This is a genomic window from Malonomonas rubra DSM 5091, from assembly GCF_900142125.1.
Lineage (GTDB): Bacteria > Desulfobacterota > Desulfuromonadia > Desulfuromonadales > Geopsychrobacteraceae > Malonomonas > Malonomonas rubra.
This window is the reverse complement of record NZ_FQZT01000002.1, coordinates 43652-66939: the sequence shown is the minus strand read 5'-3', so window position 1 is coordinate 66939 and position 23288 is coordinate 43652. Positions and strand designations below refer to the sequence as shown.

At 52.3% G+C, this 23288-nt stretch carries 25 protein-coding genes and 1 tRNA gene; 25 read left to right on the top strand and 1 reads right to left on the bottom strand.

What is annotated here, in order from left to right; all coding sequences use genetic code 11:
• The first annotated feature begins 165 nt into the window (after positions 1-165).
• The 11 genes from fabF to BUB13_RS03125 all read left to right on the top strand — a co-directional run bounded on the left by fabF (position 166) and on the right by BUB13_RS03125 (position 9482).
• Positions 166-1398 (top strand): beta-ketoacyl-ACP synthase II, encoded by a 1233-nt coding sequence (gene fabF, locus BUB13_RS03175; protein WP_072905513.1) that lies wholly within the window; start codon positions 166-168, stop codon positions 1396-1398.
• A gap of 3 nt (positions 1399-1401) precedes the next feature.
• Positions 1402-1842, top strand: coding sequence for a ribose 5-phosphate isomerase B (gene rpiB / locus BUB13_RS03170; RefSeq protein WP_072905511.1), 441 nt, complete (start codon positions 1402-1404; stop codon positions 1840-1842).
• Positions 1843-1917: 75 nt separating this feature from the next.
• A complete protein-coding gene (glyA, locus tag BUB13_RS03165) occupies positions 1918-3171 on the top strand; it encodes a serine hydroxymethyltransferase (protein ID WP_072905509.1) in 1254 nt (417 codons plus the stop codon).
• A 9-nt stretch (positions 3172-3180) separates the two neighbouring features.
• Positions 3181-3639, top strand: coding sequence for a deoxycytidylate deaminase (locus BUB13_RS03160; RefSeq protein WP_072905507.1), 459 nt, complete (start codon positions 3181-3183; stop codon positions 3637-3639).
• On the top strand, positions 3636-4094 hold the full coding sequence (nrdR, locus tag BUB13_RS03155; RefSeq protein ID WP_072905505.1) for a transcriptional regulator NrdR: 459 nt from the start codon (positions 3636-3638) through the stop codon (positions 4092-4094). The genes BUB13_RS03160 and nrdR overlap by 4 nt, the downstream gene beginning before the upstream one ends.
• An 88-nt stretch (positions 4095-4182) precedes the next feature.
• Positions 4183-5295 (top strand): bifunctional diaminohydroxyphosphoribosylaminopyrimidine deaminase/5-amino-6-(5-phosphoribosylamino)uracil reductase RibD, encoded by a 1113-nt coding sequence (gene ribD, locus BUB13_RS03150; protein ID WP_072905503.1) that lies wholly within the window; start codon positions 4183-4185, stop codon positions 5293-5295.
• Positions 5280-5930: a riboflavin synthase gene (locus tag BUB13_RS03145; RefSeq protein ID WP_072905501.1), complete on the top strand. Its 651-nt coding sequence runs from the start codon at positions 5280-5282 to the stop codon at positions 5928-5930. The genes ribD and BUB13_RS03145 overlap by 16 nt, the downstream gene beginning before the upstream one ends.
• Before the next feature lie 42 nt (positions 5931-5972).
• The gene (locus tag BUB13_RS03140; protein ID WP_072905499.1) at positions 5973-7178 is read left to right on the top strand and encodes a bifunctional 3,4-dihydroxy-2-butanone-4-phosphate synthase/GTP cyclohydrolase II; all 1206 of its coding nucleotides are present in this window, start codon (positions 5973-5975) and stop codon (positions 7176-7178) included.
• 26 nt (positions 7179-7204) lie between these two features.
• Positions 7205-7669, top strand: a complete 465-nt coding sequence (gene ribH / locus BUB13_RS03135; RefSeq protein WP_072905497.1) for a 6,7-dimethyl-8-ribityllumazine synthase — start codon at positions 7205-7207, stop codon at positions 7667-7669.
• Between the two features lie 3 nt (positions 7670-7672).
• Complete coding sequence (gene nusB, locus BUB13_RS03130; protein WP_072905496.1) at positions 7673-8146, top strand: transcription antitermination factor NusB; 474 nt, start codon at positions 7673-7675, stop codon at positions 8144-8146.
• 25 nt (positions 8147-8171) lie between these two features.
• Entirely contained in the window at positions 8172-9482 is a 1311-nt protein-coding gene (locus BUB13_RS03125; protein ID WP_072905494.1) for a homoserine dehydrogenase, read from the top strand.
• A 77-nt stretch (positions 9483-9559) separates the two neighbouring features.
• Here the strand turns inward: BUB13_RS03125 and BUB13_RS03120 are convergent, their stop codons facing one another.
• Entirely contained in the window at positions 9560-11422 is a 1863-nt protein-coding gene (locus BUB13_RS03120; RefSeq protein ID WP_072905492.1) for an AMP-dependent synthetase/ligase, read from the bottom strand.
• 209 nt (positions 11423-11631) lie between these two features.
• On the opposite strand from BUB13_RS03120, the gene BUB13_RS03115 reads away from it, so the two are divergent.
• From BUB13_RS03115 to BUB13_RS03050, 14 genes are all read left to right on the top strand, one after another.
• Positions 11632-11706: transfer RNA gene (locus tag BUB13_RS03115), tRNA-Val, on the top strand.
• A gap of 81 nt (positions 11707-11787) precedes the next feature.
• Positions 11788-13704 (top strand): threonine--tRNA ligase, encoded by a 1917-nt coding sequence (gene thrS / locus BUB13_RS03110; RefSeq protein WP_072905490.1) that lies wholly within the window; start codon positions 11788-11790, stop codon positions 13702-13704.
• Between the two features lie 91 nt (positions 13705-13795).
• A complete protein-coding gene (infC, locus tag BUB13_RS03105; protein ID WP_072905488.1) occupies positions 13796-14308 on the top strand; it encodes a translation initiation factor IF-3 in 513 nt (170 codons plus the stop codon).
• A 52-nt stretch (positions 14309-14360) separates the two neighbouring features.
• Entirely contained in the window at positions 14361-14558 is a 198-nt protein-coding gene (gene rpmI / locus BUB13_RS03100) for a 50S ribosomal protein L35 (protein ID WP_072905486.1), read from the top strand.
• Between the two features lie 111 nt (positions 14559-14669).
• Entirely contained in the window at positions 14670-15026 is a 357-nt protein-coding gene (gene rplT, locus BUB13_RS03095) for a 50S ribosomal protein L20 (RefSeq protein WP_072905484.1), read from the top strand.
• A gap of 163 nt (positions 15027-15189) precedes the next feature.
• Positions 15190-16206, top strand: coding sequence for a phenylalanine--tRNA ligase subunit alpha (gene pheS / locus BUB13_RS03090; protein WP_072905482.1), 1017 nt, complete (start codon positions 15190-15192; stop codon positions 16204-16206).
• 19 nt (positions 16207-16225) lie between these two features.
• Positions 16226-18631 (top strand): phenylalanine--tRNA ligase subunit beta, encoded by a 2406-nt coding sequence (gene pheT, locus BUB13_RS03085; RefSeq protein WP_072905480.1) that lies wholly within the window; start codon positions 16226-16228, stop codon positions 18629-18631.
• A gap of 101 nt (positions 18632-18732) precedes the next feature.
• On the top strand, positions 18733-19017 hold the full coding sequence (locus BUB13_RS03080) for an integration host factor subunit alpha (RefSeq protein ID WP_072905478.1): 285 nt from the start codon (positions 18733-18735) through the stop codon (positions 19015-19017).
• A gap of 10 nt (positions 19018-19027) precedes the next feature.
• The gene (locus BUB13_RS03075) at positions 19028-19390 is read left to right on the top strand and encodes a MerR family transcriptional regulator (RefSeq protein ID WP_072905476.1); all 363 of its coding nucleotides are present in this window, start codon (positions 19028-19030) and stop codon (positions 19388-19390) included.
• A 9-nt stretch (positions 19391-19399) separates the two neighbouring features.
• Positions 19400-20158 (top strand): 5'/3'-nucleotidase SurE, encoded by a 759-nt coding sequence (gene surE / locus BUB13_RS03070; RefSeq protein WP_072905474.1) that lies wholly within the window; start codon positions 19400-19402, stop codon positions 20156-20158.
• Positions 20158-20814 (top strand): protein-L-isoaspartate(D-aspartate) O-methyltransferase, encoded by a 657-nt coding sequence (locus tag BUB13_RS03065; protein WP_072905472.1) that lies wholly within the window; start codon positions 20158-20160, stop codon positions 20812-20814. The genes surE and BUB13_RS03065 overlap by 1 nt, the downstream gene beginning before the upstream one ends.
• 12 nt (positions 20815-20826) lie before the next feature.
• On the top strand, positions 20827-21420 hold the full coding sequence (locus BUB13_RS03060; RefSeq protein WP_072905470.1) for a YqaA family protein: 594 nt from the start codon (positions 20827-20829) through the stop codon (positions 21418-21420).
• Between the two features lie 22 nt (positions 21421-21442).
• A complete protein-coding gene (locus tag BUB13_RS03055; protein WP_084091708.1) occupies positions 21443-22237 on the top strand; it encodes a M23 family metallopeptidase in 795 nt (264 codons plus the stop codon).
• Positions 22238-22302: 65 nt separating this feature from the next.
• Complete coding sequence (locus BUB13_RS03050) at positions 22303-23280, top strand: sigma-70 family RNA polymerase sigma factor (RefSeq protein WP_072905466.1); 978 nt, start codon at positions 22303-22305, stop codon at positions 23278-23280.
• The last annotated feature ends 8 nt before the right edge of the window (positions 23281-23288 follow it).

The window sequence follows — 23288 nt, the reverse complement described above, 5'->3', positions numbered from 1 at the left end:
GCGGTGGCAACGGTTGATTCCGTTGCCACCGTTCTGTTTTTTCAGCTGTGGTTTGGGACCTGTGGCAAAAATTGGCTCAGGTCGAAGTAAAAAGCCGGTGTCCCGCCGGTTTAGTCAAAAAGATTTTCATTCGGTGCGCCGAATAACTATCGAAAAGAGAGAGCTATGCGTAGAGTTGTAGTGACCGGTATCGGTATCGTGTCCCCGCTCGGGACCGGTGTTGAGAAAAACTGGGCTGCCATTACTTCCGGTCAATCCGGTCTTGGTCCGGTGACCCGTTTTGATGCTTCTGAACTGCCGAGCCAGATTGCTGGCGAGGTTAAGGATTTTGAAGCGACCGACTTTATCGAGAAGAAAGAGGTCAAGAAAATGGACCTCTTTATCCAGTACGGCCTGGCTGCTGCTGATATGGCATACAAGGATTCCGGGCTGGAGATTACCGATGAAAATGCGGATCGTGTCGGCGTACTGGTCGGCTCTGGTCTCGGTGGTCTGCCGAGCATGGAGAAATACCACGATGTGCTGAACGAGCGCGGCTACAAGAAGATTTCTCCTTTCTTCATTCCGATGCTGATCATCAACCTGGCACCGGGGCATATTTCCATGCGGTTCGGCGCAAAAGGGCCTAACGTCGCTTCTGTTACAGCTTGTGCGACCGGAACACATTCGATCGGTGACGCTTATCACATCATCGCTCGTGGCGATGCTGATGCTATGTTCGCTGGTGGTACAGAATCGACCATTACTCCGCTCGCAATCGGCGGATTCAATGTTATGAAAGCGCTTTCGACACGTAACGATGATCCGCAGGGGGCCAGCCGCCCGTTCGAGAAGAACCGCGATGGTTTCGTTATGGCAGAAGGGGCTGGTATCGTCATACTTGAAGAGTATGAGGCCGCAAAAGCCCGCGGTGCCAAGATTTACTGTGAAGTCGGCGGTTACGGACTGAGTGGAGATGCTTATCACCTGACACAACCGGCAGAGGGCGGAGAAGGTGCTGCTCGTTGCATGAAGATGGCGCTGAAAAATGCCGGAATTAATCCGGAAGAGGTCGATTACATTAACGCCCATGGCACTTCGACCCACTTTAACGACCTGTACGAAACCATGGCGATCAAAACAGTCATGGGCGACCACGCCAAGAAGGTGATGGTCAGCTCAACCAAGAGTATGACCGGCCACGGTCTTGGTGCTGCAGGTGGCTTCGAGGCCGTTTTCTTGGCGAAGGTAATTGAAACGGGAGTTATCCCGCCGACCATCAACTATGATGAGCCGGACCCCGACTGCGATCTCGATTATGTACCGAACGAAGCACGGCAGGCAAAGTGTGATATCGCCATGTCGAATTCTTTCGGTTTCGGCGGTACTAACGCCACCCTGTTGTTCAAGAAGGTTTAAATAATGAAGTTAGCAGTAGGTTCGGATCATGGCGGCTTGGAACTGAAACAGGCGGTCGCTGAAATGCTCACGCAGCGTGGGCTGGAAGTGGCTGATTTTGGCACTCTCAGCGATGATTCCGTCGATTATCCCGATTTTGGTGCCAAAGTTGCCCGTGCGGTTGCAAACGGCGAGGTGGATTTGGGAGTTGTGATCTGTGGCACGGGTATCGGGATTTCGATATCCGCTAATAAGATTCCCGGAATTCGCGCCGCACTCGTTCATGATGAGTTCACTGCCCAAATGGCCAAAGAACACAACAACGCCAATGTCCTTGCAATGGGGGGGCGGGTTCTGACGCCGGAACAGGGTACCAAGCTGGTGGAAATCTGGCTTGATAGCGAGTACGAGGGCGGCCGTCACCAGCGCCGCCTTGATAAGATTACCGCTCTCGAACAGGGCTAATAACCACATTGCAGGCGGGGCGGTATAACCGCCCCGTTTTTGCTTATACAGTAATTGATAGATACGGAGAAGATGATGTCCGAAAAGAATTTAGTCGCAGCCGATGCCGAGATCGCCAATATCATAGATGAGGAGACAGAACGTCAGGAATATAACCTTGAATTTATCGCTTCGGAAAACTTTGTCAGCGAAGCCGTTCTCGAAGCCCAGGGCTCGGTGTTGACCAACAAGTACGCTGAAGGCTATCCGGGCAAGCGTTACTACGGTGGTTGTGAAGTTGTCGACAAGGCAGAGCAGTTGGCCATTGATCGCGCCAAGGAGTTGTTTGGTGCTGAGCACGCTAACGTCCAGCCCCACTCCGGTTCCCAGGCCAACATGGCAGTTTATATGGCTGTCTGTGAGCCTGGCGATACCGTCCTCGGCATGAATCTGGCTCATGGCGGTCACCTGACACATGGTTCCCCGGTCAACTTTTCCGGTAAGCTCTACAACATCGTCCCGTACGGTGTGAAAGAAGAAACAGGGACTATCGATTACGAGGAGGTCGAGCGCCTTGCCAAGGAGCACAAGCCGAAGCTGATCGTGGTTGGCGCCAGCGCTTACACCCGTGAACTCGATTTCCCGGCTTTCCGTCGTATCGCTGATGAAGTCGGCGCGGTTGTTATGGTCGATATGGCTCACATCGCCGGTCTTGTCGCCGCAGGCGTCCATCCTAACCCTGTCCCATATGCGGAGTTCGTCACTACGACCACTCACAAGACCCTGCGTGGCCCGCGTGGCGGCATGATCCTCTGTACCGAAGAGTGGAGCAAAAAACTGAACAGCAACATCTTCCCTGGTATTCAGGGCGGTCCGCTGATGCATGTCATTGCAGCCAAAGCGGTCGCTTTCAAGGAAGCTCTGTCTCCTGAGTTTAAAGAATATGCTCAGCAGGTGGTCAAGAACGCCCAGACTCTGGCCAGCGAACTGGTCGCCAAAGGTTACAAGCTAGTTTCCGGCGGTACCGATAACCACCTGATGCTGATGGACTTCACTGGTACTGACCTTACTGGGAAGGTTGCCGAGGCGGTGCTGGAAGAGGCGGGTATAACAGTGAACAAGAACGCGGTGCCTTTCGATACTCGTTCGCCGTTTGTCACCAGCGGTATCCGCATCGGTACCCCGGCAACCACTAGCCGTGGCCTGAAAGAACCGGAGATGGTCAAAGTCGCCGACTGGATCGACCGCGCTTTCAAAAATGCTGAAAACAAAGAAGAACTGGCGAAAATCCGTGCAGAAGTCAAGGAACTTTGCAAGCAGTTCCCGCTTTATGCGCACCGCTTGAAGTAAGGAATCACCATGGACCGACCGAGTTGGGACGAATATTTCATGCAGATCACCGAGCTGGTTGCCAGTCGTTCGACCTGTATGCGTCGCAAGGTTGGTGCTATCCTGGTAAAAGATAAAAATATTCTGGCAACCGGTTACAACGGCGTGCCGAGTGGCATCACCCATTGTGATGTCACCGGCTGCCTGCGTGATCAGCTGAAGGTTCCGTCTGGCGAGCGGCACGAACTCTGCCGCGGTTTGCATGCTGAGCAGAACGCAATCATTCAGGCGGCTCGCCACGGCATCAATATCGACGGCTCCACCGTCTACTGTACTGATTCCCCTTGTATTATCTGCTCGAAGATGTTGATCAACGCCGGGGTGACCGGTGTTGTTTTCAGACGTGGTTATCCGGACAAGCTTTCCCTGCAGATGCTGGAAGAGGCCGGAATCGAATACGTTCAGTTTAAGCAAAGTGAGGACGCATGAAGTGCCCTTTCTGTCAGCATGACGACACCCGGGTGGTCGATTCCCGGCTCGGCAAAGAAGGTAATAATGTTCGTCGGCGGCGGGAATGCCCGGCCTGCGAACGCCGCTTTACCACCTATGAACGGGTTGAAGAGATCCTGCCCTGGGTGATCAAGAAAGATGGTCGCCGCGAAGCCTTCGATCGTGCCAAGATAATTTCCGGAATGCAGCGAGCCTGCGAGAAGCGACCAGTTTCGGTTGAACAGATCGAGGAAATGGTCGATCAGCTGGAGCGCAAGTTTCAGGAGTGTGGCGATAAAGAGATCGATGCCAGCCTGATCGGCGAGGCGGTGATGGAAACGCTGCACAATGTTGATGAGGTCGCCTATGTCCGTTTTGCCTCGGTCTACCGGCAGTTCAAAGACATCAACGAGTTTATGTCAGAGTTGACTGATCTGCTGAAAAACTCGAATTAACAGTGTGATGAATTAGACTTATGACAGCCGGAATATGGTACATATTCCGGCTGTTGACCGTTTTAGACCATATTTGCGGAGTCCCGTGGTGGAAGAACAAAATCGTGAATATATGCAGTTGGCGCTGCAGTTAGCACAGAACGGCGTCGGTCGTACAGCGCCGAACCCTCCGGTCGGAGCGGTTATCGTGCGTGATGGTGCTGTCGTCGGTAAAGGCTTTCATCCGAAGGCGGGGGAACCGCACGCTGAGGTTTTCGCCTTGATCCACGCCGGCGCGCGGGCCAAGGGCGCCGATGTTTATGTCACTCTAGAACCCTGCTCCCATCAGGGGAAAACCGGTCCTTGTGCCGATGCCCTGATCGCTGCCGGGGTCAAGCGGGTCTTTATTGGTGTCCAGGATCCCAACCCGCAGGTTGCAGGGCGTGGCATTGAAAAGCTGCGGCAGGCCGGTATCGACGTTGTCACTGGTGTCGAAGGGGCTGATTGCCGCCGCCTGCTGGCGCCTTTTGCACGGCAGATCACGACCGGTCTGCCTTATTGTATCTATAAAACGGCCATGACTCTCGACGGCAAGACTGCAACCTCGTCCGGCGATTCCAAGTGGATATCCGGGGAGCAAAGCCGTTTGCTGGTACACCAGCTGCGCGACCGGGTTGAAGCGATCATGGTCGGTATCGGTACCGTGCTGGCAGATGATCCTTTGTTAAATACCAGACTGCCGGAAAGCAGCGGCCGTGATCCGTTGCGGGTGGTGGTTGATAGTCAGCTGCGAATGCCGTTAGAAGCAAAGATGTTGAGCCAGGAGTCTCAGGCAAAAACACTGATTGCGACCTGCAGCCGGGATGACGAAAAGATTGTTGCACTGCGTCTGACCGGTGCTGAGGTGCTGTCTTTGCCCGAAGTTGAGGAGCGGGTCTGTCTGCAGTCGCTCTGGCAGGAATTGGGCAAGCGAAACGTGCAGCGTTTGCTGCTCGAAGGAGGCACCACGCTGGCTGGGGCGGCGCTGAAACAGGGTCTGATCGACCAGATGATGGTTTTTGTCGCTCCCAAGCTGATTGGCGGTGGTTCCGATTTCGGTATTTTTTCCGGTGAAGGTTGTCAGCAGCTGAAAAACGCGGTACCACTGAGCGATCTGCGCTACCAGCAGGTGGGAGAAGATATTCTGATAACCGGAGAGGTTGAGCGATGTTCACAGGCCTGATTCAATCGATCGGCAAAGTTCACAGCCTGAATCGTCAGGGCAACTCAGCATCACTGCAGATTGCCAGCGAGTTGGTGAAGGATGATCTGCAGTTGGGAGAAAGTATCGCTGTCAATGGCGTATGCCTGACGGTGACCAGTTGGGATGATCAATCTTTTACTGCCGATGTTTCACCGGAAACTCTTGATCGCAGCAATCTTGGCTCTCTGCGGCCGAACATGCAGGTTAACCTTGAACGGGCTTTACGCTTGTCCGATCGGCTTGGTGGGCATCTGGTCAGCGGACACATCGATTGCGTCGCAACGGTTAAGCGCCGTTTTCTCGATCAAAATGCGGTCCGCTTCGAATTCACCATACCCGCCGACGCCATGCGTTACGTGGTTGAAAAAGGTTCGGTTGCCATCGACGGTATCAGTCTGACGGTTAACCAGGTCACCGAGGGTAGCTTCTCGGTGGCAATCATTCCGCACTCACTGGAACAAACGACGCTGAAAAACTGCAGTGAAGGGAGCAAGGTGAATATCGAAACCGATCTGATCGGCCGCTATGTCGAGCGCTTGCTGACACCGAAATCGGATCAGGAACAGGGCGGTGGCCTCAGTTTGGAGTTCCTTGCCAAGAATGGATTTATGTGACATATTTCCTCGGCTAATGACTTTAAAAAAGGATTGAAAATAATGCCGATTGCAAAAATCGAAGCAGCTCTGGAAGATATTCGCCAGGGTAAAATGGTCATCCTGGTTGACGATGAGGATCGTGAGAACGAAGGGGATCTGGTTTGCGCCGCTGAACTGGTGACCCCTGATATCATCAACTTCATGGCAAAAGAGGGGCGCGGCCTGATCTGCCTGTCGTTGACAGAAGCGCGTGCCGACGAACTTGACCTGCCGCTGATGGTAACCGAAAACAGCTCTTCTTTTGGCACAGCTTTCACGGTATCGATTGAGGCCCGTCGTGGTGTGACCACCGGGATTTCTGCCGCCGACCGATCTCATACGATTCAGATTGCCGTTGCCGATGAAACCACCGCTCGCGACCTGGCTCGCCCCGGTCATGTATTTCCGCTGCGGGCAAAAAAGGGTGGTGTGCTGGTGCGTGCCGGGCAGACCGAGGGATCCGTTGATCTGTCTCGTTTGGCAGGACTGAAACCTGCCGGCGTTATCTGCGAGATCATGAATGAAGACGGCACCATGGCGCGCATGCCGCAATTGAAAGAATTTGCAAAAAAACACGATTTGAAAATCATCACTATCGCCGATATGGTCGAGTATCGGATGCGTAAAGAGATGCTGGTTCGGCGTGCTGCTGAGACGCCGATTCCAACCTTTTACGGTGGTGAGTTTCAGGCTGTTGTCTACGAAAATGACGTCGATAACGCTCAGCATCTGGCTTTGGTTAAAGGTGAAATCAACCCGGATGAGCCGGTTCTGGTGCGGGTGCATTCCGAATGTTTGACCGGTGATGTCTTCGGCTCACAGCGCTGTGATTGTGGTGACCAGTTGCACGCAGCGATGGACATGATCGACAAGGAAGGCTGTGGCGTTATCCTGTACATGCGTCAGGAGGGACGTGGTATTGGTCTGGTCAATAAACTGAAGGCTTATACTCTGCAGGATCAGGGGTGTGACACCGTTGAAGCGAACGAAGCACTCGGTTTCGAAGCTGACTTGCGCGACTACGGGATCGGTGCGCAGATGTTGGCCGAACTGGGAGTTCGCAAGCTGCGCCTGATGACCAATAATCCGAAGAAGATTGTCGGCCTTGAAGGTTACGGCCTGGAAATTGTCGAGCGGGTTCCGATCGAAATGGCACCGGTCTGCACCAATGTTAAATATTTGAAAACCAAACGTGAAAAAATGGGGCATTTGCTGGAAAATCTTTAGCAAAGACCTGTTGACTGGAGGATATGATGCCTGAATTTATCGAAGGAAATTTTGACGCCAAGGGCAAGAAGTTCGGTTTGATCGTCAGCCGCTTCAACAGCTTTATTTGTGACCGCCTGTTGGAGGGCGCTCTTGATGCGCTGACCCGCCATGGCGCCGATGACGCACAGTTGACCGTGGTGCGTGTTCCTGGTGCATTCGAGATTCCGCTGGTTGCCAAAAAGATGGCCGGCTCCGGCAAGTACGATGCTGTTATTGCCCTCGGTGCAGTTATCCGTGGGGGAACTCCGCACTTCGATTATGTCTGTGCAGAGGTCTCGAAAGGGGTTGCATCTGTTTCTATTGATAGTGGTGTGCCGGTCTCCTTTGGTGTGTTAACCACAGATTCGGTAGAACAGGCGATTGAGCGGGCAGGGACTAAGGCTGGCAACAAAGGTGCTGAAGCAGCCCTGAGTGCCATCGAAATGGTCAACCTGATGGGAGCTGTTTAAAGCATGGCAAGTAACAATCGCCGCGTTGCCCGCGAGTGTGCGTTGAAGATTCTGTTTGCCCTGCGGGTTGATGAACAGGCCGATGCTGCCAGTCTTCTCAGTGATTTCTGGCAGAACTTCCGCTTTGCAGATGATGCTCTCGGTGAACCGCTGGAGTCAGCCGATGCTCCTTTGCCAACAGCGGCGAAGGCTTACGCCGAAGTATTGGTGAAAGGCGTGGTCGAACACCGTGCGGTGATCGACAAGCAGATCCGCGAGGTTGCAAAAAACTGGAGTCTTGGGCGGATGGCGACAGTTGACCTGTCAATTCTGCGTATCTGCAGTTACGAACTGCTCTACCTGCCGGATGTCCCGGCCAAGGTTGCCATCAACGAGGCCATCGAGGTCGCCAAGCGCTACGGTACCAAAGAGTCGCCGGCTTTTGTTAACGGTTTGCTTGATAAAGTCGCGCAACAGGTTCGAAAAGATAACGAATAGTTGAATATAGTTTTTGCGAGGATTTATGGACTCAATAAAGGTAGGCTTGCTCGGTTTCGGTACTATCGGAACCGGGGTGATCAGGGTGTTGCAGAAGAATGCCGATTTACTGCAGCAACGTCTCGGGAAAAAACTAGAGTTGGCCAAAGTCGTTGATCTCGATATCACGACTGATCGAGGTGTCCAACTCGAAGCCGGGCTCCTCAGTACTGATGTTGAAGATATTATCAGTAATCCGGATGTCGATATTGCCATCGAGTTGATCGGCGGCTATGAACCTGCCAAGTCGTTTATCCTTAAAGCGATCGCTAACGGCAAACATATCGTGACTGCCAACAAGGCGTTGATGGCTTTGCATGGTCAGGAGATCCTCGTTGCGGCCGAGGAGAACGGTGTCGAGGTGATGTTCGAGGCCGCTGTCGGCGGCGGTATCCCGGTGATCTCTGCGATCAAGGAAAACCTTTGTGCTAACGATTTCAGCAACGTTCTCGGCATTCTCAACGGAACCTGTAACTACATCCTTACCGAAATGACCGAAAACGGTAGTGATTTTGCCCCGGTGCTGAAAGACGCGCAGGAGCTTGGTTATGCTGAGGCCGACCCGACTTTCGATATTGAAGGGGTCGATACTGCACACAAGATCGCTTTGCTCGCAGCGCTCTGTTTCGGCACGAAAGTCGACTTCGACAAGGTCTATACTGAAGGGATTACTAACGTTGCTGCCATCGATATTCAGTTTGCCACCCAGATGGGCTATAAAATCAAACTGCTGGCGATCGGCAAGAATCTGGGGGACCAGATCGAAGTGCGGGTGCATCCAACCATGATTCCCGACAGCTATCAGCTCTCGGAAGTCGATGGGGTTTTCAACGCTGTTCGTCTCTCGGGCGACTTTCTCGGCCCGGCGCTGCTTTATGGCAGTGGGGCAGGGATGGATGCGACCGCCAGTGCGGTGATGGGAGATGTCATGGCGATCGGTCGCGATATGATCTCCGGTGCCAAGCGGCGGACTCCGATTATGGGATACTGCTCTGACCAGATTGATGAGTTGCCGATCAAGCCGATGAGCGACATTATCAGTCGGTATTACCTGCGTTTCACTGTTGTTGATGCTCCGGGTGTGTTGGCGCAGATTTCAGGGATTCTCGGCAAGTATGACATCAGTATTCAATCGATGATTCAGCCGGAACGCCACGCTGCCGATGCGGTACCGATCGTGATCATGACCCACGAAGCGAAAGAGGATAACATCAACAAGGCGTTGGCTGAGATCGATCAGCTTAAGATTGTTCAGGAGCCGACCCGCTTGATCCGGGTGGAAACTAACCTGGGTTAGTTGCTGCGATATGCTGGGATCAAAAGCCGGGAGCGAATCAATTCGCTCCCGGCTTTTTGCGTCTATTTTTATGAAAGCTACTGGTCTATAGAGATTTTCGGTTCGACGATGTAACGCTTGATCTTGCGTGTCGTGGTTTTGGGGAACTCGTCTTCGCGCAGGGTGAACTTCTTCACCCGCTTGTAATCAGCGAGGTCTTTACCGAAAGTCAGCACCTCTTTGCGGATCAGGGTTTCTATTTCGGCTTCCGAGAGGGGCCCTTTGTCCCGTTCCTTTTCATAGTTGAACAGGTTCTCTTCATCCGGGAAGATGACGGCGTAAACGTCTTCTGCGGTTTTGCTGATCTTGTGCCCATAGACCATGATTTCGGCGATAAACGGACTTTTTAGGAGTTGGTTTTCGACCTCTTCCGGGTAGACATTTTTGCCGTTTGGCGTAACGATCAGGTTTTTCACCCGGCCGCAAATCTGTAGCATGCCGTCACTGTCGAAACGACCGAGGTCGCCGGTGTGGTACCAGCCATCTTTCAGGACTTCTTCGGTCGCTTTTAGGTTTTTGTAATAACCGAGCATGACGTTGGGCCCTTTGACGAGAATTTCCCCTTCGCCATCATCGTTCGGACTGTCGATTTTCACCTGGACACCGTCCATTGCCTCGCCAACAGTCCCTGGCTTGTTTTTGAACGGGCTTTCCGCCGAAATGACCGGTGAGGTTTCCGTGATGCCGTAACCTTGCAGCAATGTTAGTCCAAGGCTTTTGAAGCCGGCCGCAATGGCAGGGTCAAGGGCTGCGCCACCACTGACAAAGGTTGTGTTGGCACCGACCGCCTGCTTGACCTTGGAAGCGACAACGCCACGGGTCAGAGCGAACTTATAGAGCATGCGGGAAGAGGATTTGGAATCGATATTTTTCATGATGCGGTCGAGCAGTAAGCGATAAACCGCTGGAACACCGAGCAGGAAGCTCGGTTTGATTTCGTTCAGATTGTCGCCCAGCTTTTTAATCGATTCGGCGAAGCTGACCTTGCCACCGAGTGAAAGTGGCAGCAGGACACCGCAGACCTGCTCGAAAACATGATTGATCGGTAAAAAGGAAAGCGTCTGGATAGAGCTGTCGAGTTGAAAACGGTCGGAAGCCGCCTTTATGTTGCTGACAATGTTACGGTGACTGAGCATGGCCCCTTTAGAGCGGCCAGTGGTGCCGGACGTAAACAAGATGATAGCGTTATCGTCTGGATTGTTTTCTGCCGGGTTGAGAAATTTGTCATGGAAGATACTTTTGTAATCAAACAACCTTTCTTCTTTCAGTAACTTGTTTCGTGAGGTTGCTGAGCGGGTGAGGAAATTTATTTTTTTCTTTTCGCCTTCGGGCTCTTCAATGGCGGTTAGCAGGGCATGAGCTTCCACTGCTGCTGATTCGATTTGCTGTTTTTTCCCAGCAGGGATATTGCAGACCTCAGTCAGTTCACGCCATAAGGTCGACAGCTTTTCCAGCACACCGGCGATGTCGGAACGATCTGCAATGTCGGAAAGGGGGATATCAATCAGAATGATTTTTTGCAGTTTCGGCAAGTCATCGATGATGTCGAGCAGGGTCTCGAACTGTGGCTGGCCAACGAAGATCGCTTCGGCATCGGAGTCGGCCAGAATCTGGCGCAGTTCGGTCGCTTTTAACTCTTTGTCAACCGGAACTGCGACACAGCCTGCACGCAAGATGGAAAGATAGGCTGCAACCCAGCGTGGGGAAGAAGGGCCCAGCAGGGCAACGTGTGATTTTTCGTTGATACCCAGGTGGTGTAGACCGGAAGCAAGTTTTTCCACCGAATGCCAAAGCTTTTGGTAGCTTAAGCCTTTCCATTTGCCTCGACTTTTACTTTGCATGGCAATGCTGTCACCATGTTTGAGGCAACTTTCGTGAATCAGCTGGTCAATTGTTTGCACTTCAATACCTCATTGTATTAATAGTTGCCGAATAGCTATTGCGCTCAGCATCGGCGCTGGTTTACTCTAAACATCTTCTCCACGACTGGCAAGAGTTGTTAGAGTAGTATTAAGGCCGGTTCGGGAGAAGAGAAAAATCTGAAAGAAATTAAAGAAAATGGCTTGACAGTGTGAAGGGCGATTTGATACAAACACGCCCGGTTGGTTGCAGGCGCGTAGCTCAGTGGGAGAGCACTACCTTGACACGGTAGGGGTCGGCGGTTCAATCCCGCCCGCGCCTACCATAAAACGGCAACCAAAATTACCGCATTGAACGTCGAGGCATCTTACATAAAGATGCCTCTTTTTGTTTCAGGAGATTTGATATGGCAATGTTGCAGATTGAACTACCGGACGGGTCAGTCAAAGAGGTTGAGTCGGGTGCGACTCCCTATGATGTCGCATTGACCATCGGTGAAGGTTTGGCGCGCCAGGCCGTCGCTGCCCGTTTTGAAGGTGAGCTGGTTGACGTCACCCGCCCGTTATCGGTTTCCGGTAAGCTTGAGCTGATTACCCAGAATTCACCGGAAGCGTTGGAAATTATCCGCCACTCTTGTGCCCACCTGATGGCCCAGGCGGTTAAGGATATTTACGGCAATGAAGTCCAGGTCACCATCGGTCCGGCGATCAAGGATGGTTTCTACTACGACTTCTATAGCGAGACCAAAAAGTTCGTGCCGGAAGATTTCGAAGTCATCGAAAAGAAGATGGATGAACTGGCCAAAGCTGATTTGCCGATCACCCGCGAAGATATCACCCGCGAAGACGCTATCAATATGTTCCATGAGATGGGCGAGGAGTACAAGGTCGAGCTGATTGAAGACCTCGATCAAGGGCAGGTTTCGGTCTATCGCCAAGGTAACTTTGTTGACCTCTGCCGTGGGCCGCATATTCCACGCACCGGTATGCTGAAAGCCTACAAGCTGACCAGCTTGGCAGGCGCCTACTGGCGCGGTGATGAACACAACGCCATGCTGCAACGGGTCTACGCCACTGCTTTCCAGAACAAAAAAGACCTCAAGGCGCACCTGAATCGACTTGAAGAGGCACGCAAACGGGATCACCGTAAGCTGGGCAAAGAGCTGGACCTTTTCTCTTTCAGCGAGGAAGCAGGTGCTGGTTTGGTCATCTGGCATCCGAAGGGCGCCATGTTGCGCACCATTATCGAGGATTTCGAACGCAAGGAACACCTCAAGCGCGGCTACGATATTGTCATGGGGCCGCAGATTCTCAAGCAGGAGCTTTGGGAGAAGTCGGGTCATTACGATAACTACAAAGAAAATATGTACTTCACTGAGGTCGACGAACAGGGTTACGGCATCAAGCCGATGAACTGTTTGGCGCACATGTTGATTTACAAGTCGCAGCCGCGTTCCTATCGAAACCTGCCACAGCGCTATTTCGAGTTGGGCACAGTTCATCGCCATGAGAAATCGGGCGTTCTGCACGGTCTGTTGCGAGTTCGTGGCTTTACTCAGGATGATGCCCATATCATCTGTCGCCCGGACCAGATTGACGCTGAGGTTAAGGCGATCATGAAGTTTGTGCAGGACGTTGCTGGAATTTTTGGCTTTGAATACACCATGGAGCTCTCGACCCGGCCGGAAAAAGCGATCGGTAGCGATGAGGACTGGGAGCGCGCAACCAGCGCTTTAAGGGCCGCATTGGAGTCGAGCGGTCAGGAGTATGAAATCAACGAAGGCGACGGAGCTTTCTACGGTCCGAAGATCGATGTAAAGCTCAAGGACGCGCTTGACAGGGAATGGCAGTGTGCTACAATCCAGTGCGATTTTACCCTGCCCGAGCGTTTTGACTTGAATTACACCGGCGCCGACGGGGAAAAGCATCGACCGGTTATGTTGCATCGAGTCATCCTTGGCTCGATTGAGCGCTTCATCGGTGTACTGATTGAGCATTATGCAGGCAGCTTCCCGCTCTGGCTTTCGCCGGTTCAGGCGATTGTTGTTAATGTCACTGACAATCAGGCTGAGTACGCTGAAGAGGTCTACCAGCAGCTCCGTGCCGCTGGGGTTCGGGTAGAGCTTGACCTGCGGAACGAGAAACTCGGCTTCAAGATTCGCGAAGCGCAGGTAGCAAAGATCCCGTATATGCTGGTCATCGGCGATCGGGAGATGGAAGAAAAAACTGTTGCGCCGCGATTCCGGACTGGCAAGAACATGGAATCGATGAGCGTTGCTGATTTTATCAGCTTCGTCGAAAAGGAAGCAGCTGAATATAGATAAGCAAGAAAGGGCCCGTGGTGGGTCTTTTCGCCGTTGTGCGATGTGATTTATTGCTGCAGAAATCTGCATACAGAGTAGAGGAGACAGACCGATAGCCAAGGAAGCGAACATCAACGATGCCATCAAAGCCCGGGAAGTTCGGGTGATTGATGATGAGGGTGGTCAGCTCGGGATTCTCGATACCCGGGAAGCGTTGCGTCAAGCTCAAGAGCAGGGTCTAGACCTGGTGGAAGTGTCACCTGGGGCGGAGCCGCCGGTGTGCCGGATCATGGATTACGGCAAGTACAAGTACCAGCAGGCCAAACGTGCTTCTGAAGCCAAGAAAAAACAGGTCAAGGTTGAGATCAAGGAAGTTAAGATGCGGCCTAAGACCGATGATCATGATTTCAACTTCAAGATTAAGCATGCTCGTCGTTTCCTCGAGGAAGGGAATAAGGTCAAACTGACCATCATGTTCCGCGGACGCGAGAATGCTCACCCCGAACAGGGGATGATGCAGTTGGACAAAGCCGTTGAAGCTCTCAAAGATGTCGGTCAGGTTGAATCGCAGCCGAGCAAGATGGGTCGTTTCATGACCATGATGATCGGCCCGCTGAAAAAGTAGTGAACCGGGATACCGGAACTATATAAAACAAAAGGTAACAGGAGAGTTAGTAATGCCAAAAATCAAGACCAATCGTGGTGCGGCCAAGCGTTTCCGCAAGACCGGCACCGGCAAGATCCGTCGGAACAAGGCTTTTACCAGCCACATTCTGACCAAGAAGAGCACCAAGCGGAAGCGTGAGCTGCGTCAGGGAACTCTTATCCACAAAGCTGACGAGCGTAACATCGCGCAGTTGATTCCGTACCTGTAACGATTTGCTCATCGAATGATGAGTTGGTTGTGAACTGTGGGGACTAATCTCCCCCTGCAGATCCGACCACGGCGCAAGCCGAAACCTACTTAAAGAAGAAGGAGAAGTGAGATGCCAAGAGTAAAAAGAGGCTTTAAAGCCAGACGTCGTCGGAACAAAGTACTTAAACTTGCCAAAGGCTACCGTGGCGCCCGCAGCAAATTGTTCCGTTCAGCTACCGAAGCAGTCGATCGCGCACTGAATTACGCTTACCGTGACCGTCGTGTCAAGAAGCGGGATTTCCGTGCCCTGTGGATCGCTCGTATCAATGCTGCGGCCCGTGACAACGGACTCTCCTACAGCCGCCTGATTCATGGATTGAAGCAGGCCGAGGTCGCTCTTGACCGTAAGATTATGGCAGATCTTGCTGTCAACGACCCCGCAGGTTTCAGCGCTGTTGTTGAAACCGCCAAGGCGAAACTGCAGTAGGCAGATTCAAGCCTTCCAAGGGGAGATGGACTTTAAACTCCATCTCCCTTTTTTCGTTTCCGGTTCACTCCCTTTTGTTAAATACCTGACGCTGGTCCGCCGGCGTCAGTTTTCGTTAAATGACCGAACAGGCAAAGACCTTTGCCTAGACGTGGAATGACTGATGAAAGAACAGATTGAGCAATTACAGGAAAAGGCCCTGAGCGATCTGCAACAGGCTGCTGACCTGAAGGCCCTGCAGGATGTACGGGTTCAGGTGCTGGGGAAAAAAGGTGCTCTGACCGAGGTGATGAAGGGGATGCGCGATCTCGCTCCCGAAGAACGGCCGGTCGTCGGCAGTTTGGTCAACACCCTCAAGGATCAGTTTGAAGCACGCTTTGCCGCTCGTCAGGCGGAGCTGCAGCAGCAGGCAATTGCCGATAAGCTGGCCAGCGAGAAGATCGATGTCACTCTGCCTGGCCGCCGCGCTGTTTCCGGCAGCAAGCACCCCGTCACTTTGGTGACCGAGGAGATAGTCGATATTTTTTCCCGCCTCGGGTTCATGGTTGAACAGGGTCCGGAGATCGAACAGGATTTTTACAATTTCGAAGCGCTCAATATTCCTAAAGATCATCCAGCACGTGATATGCAGGATACCTTCTACATCACCGATGACCTGGTGTTGCGGACTCATACCTCGCCGGTGCAGATCCGGGCGATGATGAAACATAAGCCACCGTTACGGATCATTGCTCCTGGTACCGTTTACCGCCGTGACTCCGACCTGACCCACAGCCCGATGTTTCACCAGATCGAAGGTTTTCTGGTCGACGAGAAGGTGACCTTCGGCGATCTGAAAGGGATTCTGACTCACTTTTTGCGCGAGTTTTTCGGCGAAGGTCTTGGTGTGCGTTTCCGCCCATCGTTCTTTCCCTTTACTGAACCGAGCGCCGAGGTCGATATCGAATGTGTGATCTGTGGCGGTGAAGGCTGCCGGGTCTGCAGTAAGACCGGTTGGCTGGAAATCCTTGGTTGCGGCATGATCGACCCGGCTGTGTTCGGTTCGGTTGATTATGACACTGAGAAGTACAGCGGTTTTGCTTTTGGCATGGGACTGGAGCGGATCGCCATGCTCAAATACGGTGTCGGCGACCTGCGTCTGTTCTTCGAAAATGACCTGCGTTTCCTCAAGCAGTTTTAGATTGGGGAAGGATTGAATAATGATAGTTACCTATAATTGGTTGAAAGAATTTGTCGATTTCGATTACAGCCCCGAAGATCTCTGTCATCGCCTGACTATGGCTGGTCTTGAGGTCGATGCGCTGGAAGAAATCGGCGGTGGACTCGATTCGGTTGTTGTTGCCAAACTGGAATCGGTGGAAAAGCATCCGGACGCTGACAAACTGACCGTTTGCCAGGTCAATAACGGGACAGAAACAGTTCAGGTTGTCTGTGGAGCACCAAACCACAAAACTGGCGATATCGTCGCTTTTGCGCAGGTTGGTTCGGTTCTGCCGGGTGATTTCAAAATCAAGAAATCAAAAATCCGTGGTCAGGTCTCCATGGGCATGCTTTGCTCTGGAAAAGAGCTCGCCCTGTCGGAAGAGTCGGCCGGTATCATGATCCTGCCGCAGGATCTCAAGCTTGGCCAGCCGGTATTCGATGCGCTTGAGCTGAAAGACTTTATGATCGAGATCGGCCTGACCCCGAACCGACCTGATTGCTTGAGTGTCGTTGGTGTGGCGCGCGAAGTCGCTGCCATGTGTGATCAGAAACTGAAGCTGCCGAAGCCAGAAATTGCCGAGTCAGCAGAGAAGATTGATGATCAGACCTCGGTGACTATTGAGGATGCCGAGTATTGCCCGCGTTATGCGGCACGGATGATCAAAGGTGTCAAGATCGGTCCATCCCCAGACTGGATGGTTCGTCGCCTTGAAGCGGTCGGCATGCGTTCGATCAATAATGTCGTTGATGTCACCAACTACATCATGATGGAACTCGGTCACCCGATGCACGCCTTCGACTTCAGGTTCCTCGAAGAGGGGCGGATTGTCGTCAAGCGTGCACAGCAGGGCGAGAAATTTACGACTCTCGATGATCAGGAGCATGAAATGATCGCCGAGGACCTGATGATCTGTGACGGTAAAAAGCCTGTTGCCATGGCCGGGGTCATGGGGGGGCTGAATTCCGAAGTGCAGGATGACACTGAAAATATCCTGCTGGAAGCAGCCTATTTCAAGCCGACGGCGATCCGTCGTACCAGCAAGCGTCATGGCTTGCACACCGAATCCTCGCACCGTTTCGAGCGTGGTGCCGATATCGATATGATCCCGGTTGCTCTCGATCGTGCTGCCAGCCTGATTGCTGAACTGGGGCAGGGTGAAGTGCTCGCCGGTGTCATTGATAATTATCCGCAGCCGCTGCAGACCCCGGTTCTCGATCTGAACCTGTCAAAGGTGCAGGCGCTGCTCGATATCCCGGTCGATCTGCAGACTGTTCAGGTTCTGCTTGAGTCGATCGGTCTGCAGGTTGAAGATGGTAGTGCTGCTGATCAGTTGAAGGTGACCGTGCCGAGTTTCCGTCCCGATATTGAGCGGGAAGTCGACCTGATCGAAGAGGTCGCGCGGCTGTACGGCTATGACGATATTCCGGTCACCATGCCGGTCGGGACTGTCGATGCGGTGGTTCCTCCGAAGCGTCAGCAGGTTCAGAACATGCTGCGCAATACCATTGTTTCCTGCGGTTTCTCCGAGGCGATGAATTACTCCTTTTATGGCACTGATGCCATCCAAAAGTTGGGCGTTGCCGAGGACGACCCGCGGCGTCAGCAGGTGAAAATCCTTAACCCGCTGTCGGAAGATCAGGCGGTAATGCGGACCAGTTTGGTGCCGAGCTTGCTGGAAACGGTTTCCCGCAACCTGGCTTATCGCAGTACCGACTTACGTCTGTTTGAACTGCGGCCGGTGTTTCTTCCGCAGGAAGGGCAAACCTGCAATGAGCGTTTGACTCTGACTGCAGTTGCTTGTGGCCGTCGCCAACCGGAAGGCTGGGCGCAAGGTGCTGATCAGGTTGATTTCTACGACCTTAAAGGTGTGGTTGAGGAACTACTTGGCGCAATCAACGTGTCTGATGTCACCTTCTCTGTTGATACGCCGGAGCCGTATCTGCACCCTGGCAAATCCTGTCATTTGCTGCAGAAAAAAAAGCAGCTCGGCAGCATTGGCGAAGTTCACCCGCAGGTCCTGGCTGCTTTCGATATCGACCAACCGGTCTTCCTGCTGGAGTTGGATGTTGAAGCCATGCTTGAAGTTTCCGGTGAATACAGCAAGTTCAAGCCGCTTTCGCGCTTCCCGGACGTTATCCGTGATAGTGCGCTGTTGCTTGATGAGTCGGTAAGTGCGGCTGAAGTGATGGATATCATCAACCGAACCAAGGTGAAATATATTGAAAATGCAGTGCTTTTTGACCTTTATACGGGGAAGGGTATCCCGGAGGGAAAGAAGAGCCTGGCGGTCCGGGTGCGTTATCGCGACCTGGAAAAAACTTTGACCGATGATGAGGTTGTAAAGGGCCACAATAAGCTGATTAAGTCGATTTGCCATCAGCTTGGTGCAGAAATTCGCTGATAGCAGTTGCACAGCCTATTTCTCTGTGGTATAAGTCCTGAAAAATCAACTAGATAGTAGTATTCAATTATGCACCTGCGTGAACACTGGCGGGAGGGAATATGACCAAAGCAGATTTGATTGAAAGTGTTTATCTGACCACCGGTTTCTCAAAAAAGGAATCGGCGGCAATTGTTGAAATGGTATTCGACCTGATGAAGAATACTTTGGAAACCGGAGAAAAAATCAAGATTGCCGGTTTCGGAAATTTTGTCGTCAAAGAAAAAGCTTCACGTCGTGGTCGCAACCCGCAAACCGGCGACGAGATTGAAATTTCTGCACGTAAAATCCTCACCTTCAAGCCGAGTCAAGTTCTGAAGGCGTCGATTAACGGCGAAGACGAATAAATAGAGTTGAATGGCTGTCGATATACCAGACAAGCTCTATTATAAAATCGGTGAAGTTGCAGCTTTACTGCGGGTTAAAACCCATGTGCTGCGTTATTGGGAAACCGAGTTTAAAGCTTTGCAGCCGGTAAAAAGCCGCTCTAATCAGCGACTTTATCGTCGAAAAGATGTCGAAACGGCCCTGTTGATAAAGGATCTGCTTTATCGGCAGGGCTTTACTATTGCCGGGGCACGCAAAAAGCTGATGTCGGACATGTCAATGGATGAACTGTCCGAACAGAGTGCGGCTTCTCCAGCTGAAGTTTTGCAACACCTCAAAACCGATCTGCAACGTATCCGGCAACGCCTGCTGGATAATCCCGATGTCGAATAAAGGTTTCCTGTGCTGATCCTTGTCACCAACGACGATGGAGTACGTTCGCCCGGTATCCGTTCACTTGCTGTTGCGCTGGGGAGATTGGGGCGGGTCGTTGTGGTCGCTCCTGATCGCAATCGTAGCGCGGTCGGCCATGCTTTGACTCTGGAGCGCCCCCTGCGTGCCGAAGAAATCAAGACAGACGTTTTTGCCGTCGATGGTACTCCGTCCGACTGCGTTAATCTCGGGGTTCACGGATTGCTACATGAAAAGCCGCAATTAGTCGTTTCCGGGATCAACCGCGGCGGGAACCTAGGGGATGATATTACCTATTCCGGAACAGTCTGTGCTGCGATGGAAGCGTCGCTGATGGGACTTCCTGCCTTTGCTGTCTCCCTTGATTGCGATGTTTTTCAGGCCGAAGATCTGTCCCGAGCCGCCGGTTTTGCCGCACAACTTGCAGAACAGGTGCTACAGAACGGTATGCCTTCTGATACCTTTCTGAATGTTAATGTGCCGCCGGGGCCCTGCCGAGGCGTCAGGGTGACACGGCAGGGAAAACGCAAGTACGGTGATGCGGTCACAGTTAATCAGGACCCACGTGGGCGGCACTACTACTGGATCGGCGGAGGCGATGTCGGCTTCGAAAGTATTCCCGGCAGTGACTGTGATGCGGTACACGAACAGATGATCTCAGTTACTCCGTTGCACGCCAACCTGACCAACGACAGTTCCTTTTCTGCTATCGAAGACTGGTCTCTCACGACTTTGCTGGATAAGAATTGATGGATTTTGCTATTGCCCGTCGACGGATGGTCGAGCAGCAGATTATGGCTCGCGGGGTCACAGATCAGCGCGTTCTCGATGCCATGTTGCAGGTGCCTCGCCACCTCTTTGTTGAGCCCGGTCTGCATAGCCATGCATACAGTGATGCTTCATTACCGATTGGTGAAAAACAGACGATTTCACAACCCTATATGGTTGCTTCCATGTCGGCAGCGCTGGAGCTCGAAGGGCACGAAAGAATACTTGAAATCGGTACCGGCTCCGGCTATCAAAGCGCAATTCTTTCTTTGCTGGTGAAACGTGTCTATTCCATCGAACGGATTTCTTCGTTGGCAGGCCGGGCACGCAAAGTGCTTGATCAGCTTTGCTTGAGCAACGTCAATATCAAAGTCGGTGACGGGACCATCGGCTGGAAAGATCAAGCTCCTTTCGACGGTATCCTGGTCGCGGCAGGTGCTCCCGATATTCCGACTGAATATCTCCAGCAGTTGGAGATTGGCGGTAAACTGGTGCTCCCGGTCGGCGATCGTTCGCAACAAATTTTGATGCGTATCACGCGACTGGAGAATGGTAACTACAAGCGAGAGCAGTTGATGGGCTGCCGTTTTGTTCCTTTGATCGGTGAACAGGGCTGGCTGACGGCTGATGAAGATTAAATTGGGTCAGCTATGAAGGTTGTTCGTCGTCTTTATGACTGGGTCCTGTCCTGGGCCGATACTCCCTACGGCGTGCCGGCGTTGTTCCTGCTGGCGTTTGCCGAGGCCAGTTTTTTCCCCATTCCTCCCGACGTTCTGCTGATTGCTCTTTGTCTGGCTATTCCTACCCGTTCTTATCGCTTCGCGCTGGTAGCGACCATCGGTTCAGCGACTGGTGGTATGCTCGGCTACCTTATCGGCTGGGGCGCCTGGGACTCGCTCAGCCCATATTTCTATCAGTATGTTCCCGGTTTTACCGAGGCTGGCTTTGCCCAGGTCAAGGGCCTGTTCGATCAGTACGATTTCTGGACAATATTTGCGGCCGGTTTTACTCCGATTCCGTACAAAATCTTTACCATTTCCGCTGGGGCTTTTCAGATCAATTTACCAGTTTTCGCGCTGGCGTCGGTTGTCAGTCGTGGACTGCGTTTTTTTCTGATCGCTGCGCTTTTTTATTACCTGGGGCGACCGGCACGCGATTTTATCGAAAAATATTTCAATTTACTCACTATCCTTTTTCTTGTTCTACTGGTTGCGGTACTGGTTCTCATCAAATATTTACATTGATTACTGATATTGCGGGATACGGATGTTCAGAAGATGGGCAGATAGATTGCTGTTGAGTCGGGTGCAGATGTTGCGCATCTGGCTCTGCCTGTGTCTGCCATTGCTCTTGGTTCTTCTGGTCGGCTGCGAAACTGGCGTTTATCACACAGTCAAACCGGGGCAGACGCTCTATCGTATCAGTAAAACCTATGATGTCAGCGAGGCTTCTCTCGTTCGTGCCAACAGGATCAATGACCCAACCAAAGTGCGCGCGGGAACCCGTCTGTTTGTCCCGGGCGCCGATCGGGTCCGTTCTGTTACGGTGGTCAAGCCGGCACAGAAGGCCACTCCAGTGACGAAAACGATAGCTGCTAAGGTAAGCAGCAAAAAAACGACTACGGCTAAAAAAGTTGTCGTAAAAAAGCCGTCGGCAAAAATCAGTCAACCTGCTCGATCGACAGATGTGAAGAAGCTGGAGTGGCCGTTGCGCGGCAAAATCGTTCGATCGTTCAGCAGCCAGGCGGAGGCAGGGCGTGGTAAAGGGATAGAGATTGCCGTTCGCTCAGGAACAACCGTTGTTGCTGCCGAAGCAGGGAAAGTGATTTACAGTGGTGACGGTGTTAATGGTTATGGCCACCTGATTATTCTCCAGCACGAGAATGATCTTTTTACTGTTTATGGTTTTAATCAGCGTAATTATGTGAAACAGGGTGATTTTGTCAGTAAGGGGGAGAAGGTTGCTTTGTCTGGGACTCCTCCAGCCGGTGGGTCGCCACGGTTGCATTTTGAGGTTCGTAAGGGCAAGCAGGCGGTCAACCCGATTTTATACTTGCCATAGGCTCTAAACGTCACCTAGACTGCCACTTAACACATTGATGTTATTCATTTTTGGGGGAGGTCAGAATGGACGATGAAAATTCCGATTTCGGCCATAACAGAGCCAACGATGACGATAAAGAGCTGGAAGGCTTTTCGGTTGTCGAACCGGATGCAGAAGTGGAAAAGAAGTCCGGTTCTCGAAAAAAAACCGCTAAATATGAAGAAGAATATGTCGCTGCTGACGCGATTAAGCTTTACCTGAAAGAGATTCAGAAAAGCAAGTTGCTGACCGCAGAGGACGAACGAGAGTTGGCGGGACTGATTGCGGAAGGGGATGAAGCTGCAAGGGCGCGGATGATCGAATCGAACCTGCGGCTGGTCGTCAAAATTGCCAAGCGCTACATGAACCGTGGATTGCCGTTTCTTGACCTGATCGAAGAGGGCAACATGGGTCTGATCAAGGCGGTTGAGAAGTTCAAGATCAGTAAGGGCTGCCGTTTCTCCACCTACGCAACTTGGTGGGTGCGTCAATCGATTGAGCGGGCGCTGGTGAATCAGAGTCGGACCATCCGTTTGCCGGTTCATGTTGCCGATGATATCAATCGCCTGGTTAAAGTCAGTCGCGAAATGGTGCAGCGCCTCAAACGTGATCCGAGCATCGAGGAAATAGCCGAGGCGATGGATAGTGATCCGGCCTATGTGCGGCGGATGATGATCCTGCTGAAAAAAACCTACTCCATTGAACACCCGATGGGGGACAATAACGATTACAGCCTTATCGATACCATTGAAGATAAAAATGTGATCGATCCCGGCAGTATGATTGAAGATCTGGACCGGTTCGCACATGTGCTTGAATGGATGGATGAGTTAAGTGAGAATGAAAAAGAGATTCTCGCTCTGCGTTTCGGCCTGAATGACCGAGAGCCGCAAACCCTCGATACCATCGGTCAGCAGTTTGGTGTTACCCGCGAACGTATCCGCCAGATTGAAGCAAAGAGTCTGGCCAAACTGCGTAAAACCCTGGAAGAACGAGTGCTCAACGAAGATGTTGATTCGTAACCCGAGGA